At 62.9% G+C, this 9,082-nt stretch carries 8 protein-coding genes and 1 pseudogene; 5 read left to right on the top strand and 4 right to left on the bottom strand.

From position 1 onward, the window contains the following. Positions 1-268, top strand: a pseudogene (locus AVME950_RS23410) (transposase); the annotation flags it as partial. A gap of 164 nt (positions 269-432) precedes the next feature. Here the strand turns inward: AVME950_RS23410 and AVME950_RS23405 are convergent. Continuing rightward, entirely contained in the window at positions 433-1,953 is a 1,521-nt protein-coding gene (locus tag AVME950_RS23405) for an amidohydrolase family protein (RefSeq protein WP_284431639.1), read from the bottom strand. 208 nt (positions 1,954-2,161) lie between these two features. Here AVME950_RS23405 and AVME950_RS23400 point away from each other — a divergent pair, with 208 nt between their 5' ends. The 3 genes from AVME950_RS23400 (at position 2,162) to AVME950_RS23390 (ending at position 5,137) form a co-directional block, all read left to right on the top strand. Next, complete coding sequence (locus tag AVME950_RS23400; RefSeq protein WP_284431638.1) at positions 2,162-3,061, top strand: LysR family transcriptional regulator; 900 nt, start codon at positions 2,162-2,164, stop codon at positions 3,059-3,061. A gap of 339 nt (positions 3,062-3,400) precedes the next feature. Further along, positions 3,401-4,630: a toxic anion resistance protein gene (locus tag AVME950_RS23395; protein ID WP_284431637.1), complete on the top strand. Its 1,230-nt coding sequence runs from the start codon at positions 3,401-3,403 to the stop codon at positions 4,628-4,630. A 54-nt stretch (positions 4,631-4,684) separates the two neighbouring features. After that, the gene (locus AVME950_RS23390; RefSeq protein WP_284412606.1) at positions 4,685-5,137 is read left to right on the top strand and encodes a YiaA/YiaB family inner membrane protein; all 453 of its coding nucleotides are present in this window, start codon (positions 4,685-4,687) and stop codon (positions 5,135-5,137) included. Between the two features lie 44 nt (positions 5,138-5,181). On the opposite strand, the gene AVME950_RS23385 is transcribed toward AVME950_RS23390, so the two are convergent. Both AVME950_RS23385 and AVME950_RS23380 read right to left on the bottom strand, forming a co-directional pair. Further along, positions 5,182-5,988 (bottom strand): hypothetical protein, encoded by an 807-nt coding sequence (locus AVME950_RS23385; protein WP_284431636.1) that lies wholly within the window; start codon positions 5,986-5,988, stop codon positions 5,182-5,184. A gap of 635 nt (positions 5,989-6,623) precedes the next feature. Beyond that, positions 6,624-7,196 (bottom strand): flavin reductase family protein, encoded by a 573-nt coding sequence (locus tag AVME950_RS23380; protein WP_284431635.1) that lies wholly within the window; start codon positions 7,194-7,196, stop codon positions 6,624-6,626. 314 nt (positions 7,197-7,510) lie between these two features. Here AVME950_RS23380 and AVME950_RS23375 point away from each other — a divergent pair, with 314 nt between their 5' ends. Continuing rightward, entirely contained in the window at positions 7,511-7,894 is a 384-nt protein-coding gene (locus AVME950_RS23375) for a VOC family protein (protein ID WP_272566650.1), read from the top strand. A 41-nt stretch (positions 7,895-7,935) separates the two neighbouring features. On the opposite strand, the gene AVME950_RS23370 is transcribed toward AVME950_RS23375, so the two are convergent. After that, the gene (locus AVME950_RS23370; protein WP_284431634.1) at positions 7,936-8,871 is read right to left on the bottom strand and encodes an alpha/beta fold hydrolase; all 936 of its coding nucleotides are present in this window, start codon (positions 8,869-8,871) and stop codon (positions 7,936-7,938) included. Positions 8,872-9,082: the final 211 nt, after the last annotated feature.

The raw sequence follows: 9,082 nt of genomic DNA, 5'->3' as shown, positions 1-9,082 counted from the left end.
ACGTGAATTGGCACATCGCCATGCGGCCCGGCAAACGTCGCCTGCTCGACCCGGCCAAACCGATCGAGGCCCTGACCGGGAAACTGGAGCGCGTGAAGGCCAGCATTCGGGCGCGGGTGGAACACCCGTTCCGAGTGATCAAGCGCCAGTTCGGCCACATCAAGGTGCGCTACCGAGGGCTGGCCAAGAACACCGCGCAGTTGCACACGCTGTTGCGCTGGCCAATCTCTGGATGGTGCGGCGCAAACTGCTGGGAGCATCGGCATGAGTGCGTCCGCGTTCGCCAAACCGGCCATTCAGGCCGCCGGTTCGTGCCACAGGCACCGGAGCTGAGATAAATCAGGTTGGCCGCATCGCATTCCAACTGGCTCAGGGCATCAGCACGTTCGTGCGTGTTTTGTGCAGAGCTTCCCTAAGGCGATACCCCCTGAATCAGTGGCGATGCCCCGTGTCGATCAAATCGGCCGCTGCTTTGGGTGCCTGGGCAGCATAAGCGGCGGCGACTTCCGCCTTCATCGTCGCGAGCTCCGCAGATGAGAATACCCGTCCTTTCAGCACCACCGATGAGATCTTGCTGAGGTTGGCGACATCGGCGATCGGGTTGGCATCGAGCACCACCAAGTTGGCGTCCTTGCCGACCTCCACCGATCCCATCGAGGATTCGCGGCCTAGAAAGCGTGCACCGTTGAGCGTCGTCATCTGGAGGATTCTCAGCGGCGACAGGCCGGCCTTAGCTAGTAGCCGGAATTCATCGTGCAGTGAGAAGCCGTGCACCTGATTGCCACTGTCAGTGCCGGCGAGCATGGGAACGTTGGAGTCGTCTAGCATCTTCACCAGCTTTTCCTCCAGACCGTAGAAGGCTTCCATCGTGGCAACCACTGCCGGGCCCTGTGCTGCGAACAGCTGCCCAGTCTGCTGATAAAGCGCGCGCGTCGTCTTGTCCGTATATTGAAGATCGGGGTTTTGCATGTAGGCTGGGTCGTTCCCGAAGCTCTGGGTGCGCAAGCGGATCAGCGTTGGCACGTGCCAGGTGCGGGCAGATGAGAACTGGTTGACTAGCGACTTACACGCGGCCTCGTCATACGTGTCGAGGATTTTTTGAAACGTCGGCGCAAGCGCCGTTCCGTCGAACGCGCGAGGATTCAGTAGATAGGTGACGGCAGCAGCGGGTGAGCTGACTGGCGGCTGAAACGGCGGACTGGCCAACAGCGACTGTCGAATAGGCGAGGAGGCGCTCGAACAGTCGAGCATGAAGCCGAAATTGCCGCCCAAATGTTCGATGGCGAACCAGCCCGCTTGCACAGCATCCGTCGTCGCCAACGCAGGCACCATGTGGCCGGCGACGTGGCGGCCCTTCGCTTTCGCTTGCGCAAGGACCCCCAGAACCGCGTCGCGATTACCGCCCACGACCTTGACGAAATCGGCGCCGTCCGCCACGTTTTTGTCAACGAACGCCGCGCCCGCCGCTGCCGTCGTACCCTGAAGGCCAGTGAAGATATCCGAGGGCACGAGCAGGATCTCGGGTGCCTCCAACTTGTGAGCAGCGCTGTCCAGATTCAGCTGACGCGCCTTGGCGATAGTGGCGGCGTCGCCGCTCATCTGGCGGAGGCCCGTGATGCCATTAGCGATGAACAAAGGCCACGGTGCGGGTACCTCATCTGCGTCGCCCATGGCGTGACTGTGCATGTCATTGAACCCAGGCACGACGAACTTCCCGCTTGCATCGACGGATTGTGCCGTGCCTGTCACATTAACCCGATCACCGGTGATGGCCGTAATCCGGCCGGCGTTGACGATGATGTTGCGTCCAGTGCTGACGGAACCGTCCGTCGTGTTAACAATTGACGCGTTGCGCAGCACAACGCCTTCGCTGACGGTCATATCCTCATGGGAATTGCAGGCCGTTACGGCGATGCCCGCCAGAATCGCTACCGAAATTGTCTTGATCCGCACTTGGTGCTCCAGCTTCTTGGTTGAACTCGGCCGCCACAGCCGCGTGAAATAACAGGGGATTGAATGCAAATGGATAACGTCGATCCGGCTAGATGCCCCGCCTAACCGGCCGATGGCGTCCCTTCCAGGGCTCGGAGTATGTAACCCACCTTCAGTCAAAACAAACGTTATAAAATGACCAATTCATCAAATTAATTGATCAATCACCATGGAGCTGCGGCAACTTCGCGCTGTGCTTACTCTGGCGGAGGAAGGCCATTTCGGCAAAGCCGCGGAGCGGCTGAACATCGTGCCGTCTGCTTTGAGCATGCAGATCCGGCAGCTGGAGGAGGAACTTGGCGGCCCCTTGTTCCATCGAACCACGAGGCGTGTGGACCTGACGGATGCCGGAAGTACCCTTGTGCTGGGTGCACGTGCGCTCGTAGAGCAGACAACATCGTTACGGGACGAAGTGAGGCGCCGCCTGCGTGGAGAGCTTGGCCGGATCCGCATCGGGTTCACTGGCAGTCAGGGGGTGACCGGTCAGATGAAGCAGCACATCAGGGCGTTTCATATGCGCTATCCGGATGTGGATCTCATCTTGCGCGAGATGGGCCCAGTGGACCAGTACGAAGCCATCCGTCAGCGCGATCTTGACCTGGGCTACACGGCGCGGCTCACGCCGGCGTTGCCGGAACCGCTCATCGTTCATCGCGCGTGGCCCATGGATTGGCAGATACTCATGGCCACAGATCATCCGTTGGCCAGCGAGGCCGTCGTACACCCTCGTATGTTGGCGCATCAAACCTTCGTGACCTACGCTGGACAGGCGTCGGATTTACTTTATGCGCATCCGCTAGCGCGGTTGCTTGGCACGATGCCAGTCAAGATGGTGCGTGCCAACAGCGCCATGGCGGTGCTGTCGCATGTGGCGACGGGTTTGGCGATCACGATCGTGCCGTCCTTCGAGATGGATGCCCAATTGCCCGGCCTTGTTAGCCGTCCGGTCGATCGTCTCGGCCCCGTCTTAGATCTGGTCATGATCAGTCACATGCAGTTGGACAGCCCAGCTGTCCAATTGTTCATCGACTCGGTGGACCACGAAGAACTGGACGACGCGCCGAAATGAAGGTTATGGGGCCAACCGCCTCAGCCGGTCAATCAACATGAACTGCACGATTGCTCGTTGGACAGTCGCTCCGTCGTCGCAATGTGCAGCCTTTACCCGATGAGAGCGTTATCCATGTCGGCTTGGCTTCGCTCCGCTGGCGACGGCTGCTACTCACTGGAGAAACATTGAATTCTGTAGAGACGTGGTCCGCGGGACTTCAGACGGGCTGAAACACCAGCCTAAACGATTCGTGCAGAGCATCCGTAGGCCTCCCCCTTGCTCGCTAGAACGCAGAGGCTGTTTCTTGCCGTCGGCAACAGGGATGACTCTTAGAATCACGAAAAATGGAGGAGAAGCATGTCCAATCTGACACCCGTTCAGACCGCACAGCCTGCGCCCGGTGCCGCCGCTGCAAGCACCTTTAAGCTAACCCCACCCGAGGTGGTGCAGCCCGTCAGCAACGAGGTGGCCAGCACGGCCGTGCCCCTGGCCCCCGAAGTAGCGCGCGCTGTAGAGGACCAGGTAAGTCGTTTTGTCGACAGCCTTATGGCCGAGGACGTGCAGAGCGAAGGATTTCGTGCCAAGCTCGACAGCGCCTTTGCCCTGGGGCGTGAAGAAATTTCGGTGGCGGCCAGCCTGATGCAAGGGCGCTTCATGGAGCGCAATTTTGTGGGCGTGGAAGACGGCACCGCTTTTCGGGCCATCCAGGACATGCGCCGCCAGCTCGATGCGCTGAACCCTGGCAAAGAGGGCGACCTGTTCCAGCCGCAAAAGTTGCTGGGCTTCATTCCCTTTGGCAACCGGCTACAGAACTACTTCCGCCGCTTTGAAGGCGCAGGCAGCCAGCTGCAAAAAAGCATGGAGCAACTCTACGCCGCACGCGACGACATGCAGCGCGATGTCGTCGAGATCGAGGCCACCCGGACCAAGCTGTGGGATGCCATGCAAAAGCTCACTGGCGCCATGCACTTTGCGCAGTTGCTTGATGAGCGGCTCATGGCCAAGGTGGATACCCTCAAGGCCAGCGAACCGCAACGCGCCAAGGCACTGGAGCAAGAGGTGCTGTTTTACGCCCGTCAGAACCTGCAAGACATGCTGACCCAGCAGGCCGTTTGCACCAATGGCTACCTGGCGCTGGACGTGCTCAAGAAGACTGGGCGCGAGATGATGAACGGTTGCTCGCGCGTTGCTACCACCGGCATGAGCGCCCTGGCCGTGGCCCAAACCGTGGCCCGCGCCACGGGAAACCAGATCAAGGTGATGGACATGCTCACGGGCGTGAACAGCACCATCGAAAACCTGATTGCCGAAACCGGCCGCCAGCTCAATAGCCATGTGGACAAGACTACGCAGTTTGCGCAAAGCCCCATGGTTGGCATCGACAAGCTCAAGGAAATGTTCGAACAGACCTTCAAGGCCATGGATGCGATGGACGACTTCCGCTCCAAGGCCATTGTGGTCATGGGGCAGAACAACGCCATGATCGCGTCCGAAATTCAGCGGGCCGGGCAATACATCGACAAGGTGCGCATGGAGCAGGTCAAGAAGGCCACTTCTGCGGAGCTCAGCGGCCCCGTGAAGCTGTGAGCATGCTAGTCATCCTGCGTACCTTGGCTTTTAACTTGATGAAGGAAAACTGAAATGGCATCCCGGTACATGGTTCAACGCGACACCACCGCGTGGCGTCTGCAAGTGCGAATCTCTTTTGCCCTGTCGGTGCTGTGCACTGCCATTGGCGTGATCAACCTTCCCGGCCAGGAGCTAGACCGTGCCTTTCTCGCCATCGGCATGTTCTTCTGTCTGTTCAGCACCTTTTCCGTGGCCAAGACTCAGCGCGACAACCGCGATGGAGTTGTGGACACGTCGCAGTGGATCATCACCGTGTGGGTGGCGTTTGCGGCTGCTATTTTGCTGACTGGCTGGGGCCTGTGGCGCATGAAGATCGAGGAGTGGCAGCGGTATTACATGCTGGTGAGTTGGCTGTTCCTGGTCAGCTCTACCTTCACGCTGTCCAAGACCGTGCGCGACGGGCAAGAAGCCGATCTGCTGGAGCGCCGCGCCGCGCGCGCCCGTGAAGGAAGCGACGCGTCCTGAACCATAGTGCAGCCAGTCTGCCAGTGAATAGGCGGGCACTGCTCTCAGCGCGATTTCTTGGATTCGAGAAACCGCTGCTGCCTTGTCAGCACTTCGGCCGCACTGCGGCCGATTTTGTTTTCCCGGGCCTGAATTTCAGTTTGCAACAGTGCCAGTTGCTGTAGCAACCCGTCGTGGGCCGAAGTCTGGCCATCGTGCAACGTTTGGCTGCGTTGCGCAGGTGGCACACGAAGATAAGCCTGCAGGGTGTCGGGAAGGTAGCGGCGCAAGCATTCGCGCAGAAACAGGCGGTCCTCCACCGTGAAGTGCTCGTCGTGGGTGGGGCGCTCGTGGCCCATGCGTTTGAAGGCCATCTTGATCTCCAGCATGCGCTGCGTGGCTTTCTCGCCCAACTCGGGCGCGGCGGCCTCCAGGCAGCGATCAAAGGTTTGCAGGGCTTCCGTATCAAACAACGCTGCCGCCGGTGGGGAACTACTGGCGGGTTGGGCGGGGCGTGTGCGCCACCAGCCCACGGCACCCAGCAGGGTGACGCCCGTGCCCCCCGCCAGTGGCAGTACCGCTGATTGGATCAAGCCCAACAATGCCACGATTGCACCGCCTGCTGCCAGCACGCTGGAGGCGATATGCAGCGACGATGGCGCCACATGCGCCTGTGGTGGCGTGGCAAAGTACTCAGCCAGTGTCGTGCCCAATTGGGTGCGGGCATGCGCTCTGTGCAGCCGCTCGGTCAACTGGGTGTCGGCTTGTGGCTCATCGGTGGCGCGGGCTTGGCGCTCCTGCAGCAGCGCCGTGCGCCGGTTGACAGGGCCGTCACCGGCCACAAAGCGTGAATCGTTGTTGGGAGAGTTCATCAAAAGGGCCCTGACAGGTGGAAGCGGGCAGTTGCAAGAGCGAAGATTACAAGAGCGCCGGACCGTAAACGCAAGCACGACGCTCCAGATGGTGTGGTCTTGAATCAAATCGGCCTGGAGGGATTGATGTGTCAAAGGCCTGTTGGGGCTTCCTGATTTGCCGGATAGTCACAATTGCGTTGCGACAGTTGCACCAGAGCCCTCCCAAAAACCTCACAGTTCTCGTTGACGAGACTCCTGTAGACCGAGAAAACCACTTTTCCCGCCGTCTCCAGTGACTAGTGGCGGGCAGGGTCTTGGATAGATTGTGCAAGCAGGCGGTGGAACTAGGAGATGGGCTGGCTAGCGCCATCGGCGGCCTCGCTCCTATGTCCAGATTCAACTCGTCGAGAAATAATCCCTTGACGCTCAGTTTGGCGGAAATGAAATTTTCCGACGCGCGACGGGCGCGTCTTATTCGCCGCAAATTGTGCGGTGAATCAATGGGCTAATCGCCGCATAGCTTGGGATGCTGGCTGAACGCAATTGCTCGCCTCCAGAGTCGCATTTCTATAGATGGGCTCGGAAATTTATCGAAGAACCACAGCATCTTCAGGCCTTTTCAAAGCCAAAAGAGCAGCCTTCCCACCCCGCGCTCACACCCGCACCGACGCCCCCGTCGCATAAAACTGCCCACCCGCCACGTAATGCAGCGTGCGCAGTCCTTCCGGCGCTTCGTCAAAGTGCCAGTGCCCGTCGCGAAACACGCGGTCATCCGCCCACGCGGCGACCACCTCGGCGATGAACAGGTCATACGCCTGCTGGTTGTGCGGCTCCGGCACCACGCGGCACACCAGCCAAGCCGCGCAGCCCTGCACCAGGGGTGTGGCGTGGCCGGGCGCGTGGAACAACTCCACGCCGTAGTGCTGCAGCTTGTCGGGCCGCGCCTTGGCGCTGTCGGTGCCCACGCCCACGGTGAGCGCGGCCATGGCCTGGGTGGGCAGCTGCAGCGCGAACTGGCCGCTGGCTTCCACCAGCTCGCGCGTGCGCGTGGCCTTGTCGATCACCACGGTGACCTTCGGCGGGCTGAAGTCCAGCGCGCAGGCCCATGCGGCGGCCATCACGTTGTCGGTGCCGGAGTGGTGGGCGGAGACGAGCACGGTGGGGCCGTGGTTGAGCAGGCGGTAGGCCTTGTCGAGCGGGACGGGGGTGAAGTGGGTGGGTGGCATGGCGGGAGGGGCGGCAGGGTGGATGGGGATGAGGTGAGATGGGACTGGGTTGGAGGCAGCGGCTGGCGTGGGGTTGCAAGGTAATGCTCTGTTTTTGATAGCAATATGCCCTAGTGCCAATTGTGCTGGTGGCCATTTTGATGCTTGGTTTATCAGCGCGGACCCGGAGGGTCTTCCCCCACCGGCCCGAACCCCTCCGGGATGTCGCCAAGGCGGCGCGCAGCGCCCGCGGGCGACCCGCACGCGGGCAGGCGGCCGCTACCATCGTCCGATCCCTTTTTTGCCCGGCGACGGGTGCCACGGAGACAAAAGCCATGTTCAGTCATGTGATGTTGGGTGTGAGCGATCTGGAAGTGTCCAAGCGGTTCTACGACGCGGTGCTCGGCACGTTGGGCATCGCCCCCGGGTCCGCCCACAAGAACCGCTATTTCTACCGCAGCCCCACGGGCACGTTCGCGATCTCCACGCCCATCAACGGCGAGCCGGCCTGCCACGGCAACGGCAGCACCATCGGGTTCACCGTGCAGTCGCCGGAACAGGCGCAGGCGTTCCACGACGCGGGCGTCGCCCACGGTGGCACGACCTGCGAAGACCCGCCGGGCTTTCGCGAGGGCCCGAGCGGCGCGCTGTACCTGGCGTATCTGCGCGATCCGGACGGCAACAAGCTCTGCGCACTGCATCGGCCGCCCAAGGCGTGAGGCGCTCGCTGCGGTCGGGACGGTTTTCAGCGCGGCAGGCGTCAGCCCGGCGTTGAGGGCGGTTGCTGCGGGGGATGGCCGGTGCCGTCCGCCGGGCCCGCGGGCAGGCCGGCCAGGAACCCCGCGATCCGCTGGGCCACCGCGTCGGGCTGTTCGCGGTGGGGCACGTGCGCCACGCCGGGCAGGATGTCCACACGCGCCGGCCCGGCGGCCCAGCGGGCGATGCGCTCGGGCTGTTCCGTGGAGCCGTATTCGTCGCGGTCCCCATGCAGGGCCAGCACGGGGCAGGTGACGCGCGCCATGGCCTCGGCGAGCGACCAATCGGCAAAACCCGGGTGCAGCCAGGTGTCCACCCACGCGCTCAGCACCCAGCGCGCCTGGTCGGCGCCGTGGTAGCGGGCCAGGCGCTCCAGGGCGCCGGGTTGGTTGAACTGGTCCCGCGCCTCGCGGATGCCCTGCAGCGTGCGCTCTTCCACGCAGGCCTGGGCGGCGATGGTGATGAGCGCGTCGCAGTCGCTGCCCGCCGCGCCGCCGGGGCCGTCACCCGGCGTGCCCCGCGTTGCCGCGCAATGGGCCGCCATGCCGCCGCCCACGCTGTGCCCCAGCGCCACGAAGCGTTGCACGCCGAAGTGCGCGCGCAGCGCCGGCAGGCTGGTGCGCGCCTCGTCTTCCACGAAGTCCCGCGGCAGCAGGCCCGTGCGCGCGTCGGAGCGGCCGAAGCCCAGGCGGTCGTACGCGATCACCCCGCGGCCCGTCGCGCGGCACAGCACCGCAGGAAACTCGCGCCACAGGTCCACGCAGCCCAGCGAGTCGTGGAAGAGGACGATGGGCGGCGGCGCGGATGGGTCGGGGCAGGGCGCGGGCCCGGCGGCCCAGCGCCGCGCGAACAGGCGGCCGTGCGCGGTGGCGATCCAGTGGTCGGACGGGGCGGGACCGGGTGGTGCGGAAAGGGGCGTGGAGGAGGGGGCTGCGCTCATGCCGGACCATTGTGTCGCGTCCATTCGAATCGGGTGATGCAGTGCCGTGCCATGCCGTATCGCCGACGCCGGACGGCGCCGGCCTGTCCTGCGGCGCACACGGCGGTGGGCATGCAGAGGGCGCGTGGCCGTGGCGATACGGGATACTCGCTGCCACCGTTTTGGCGTCGCCCCCCCCAGCCCCTCCCTTCTTTTCCACTTCCCTGCAAGG

This window comes from Acidovorax sp. SUPP950 (assembly GCF_030158935.1).
GTDB lineage: Bacteria > Pseudomonadota > Gammaproteobacteria > Burkholderiales > Burkholderiaceae_C > Paracidovorax.
Note: the sequence above shows the minus strand (reverse complement) of the source record. Positions and strands in the feature narration are given on the sequence as shown.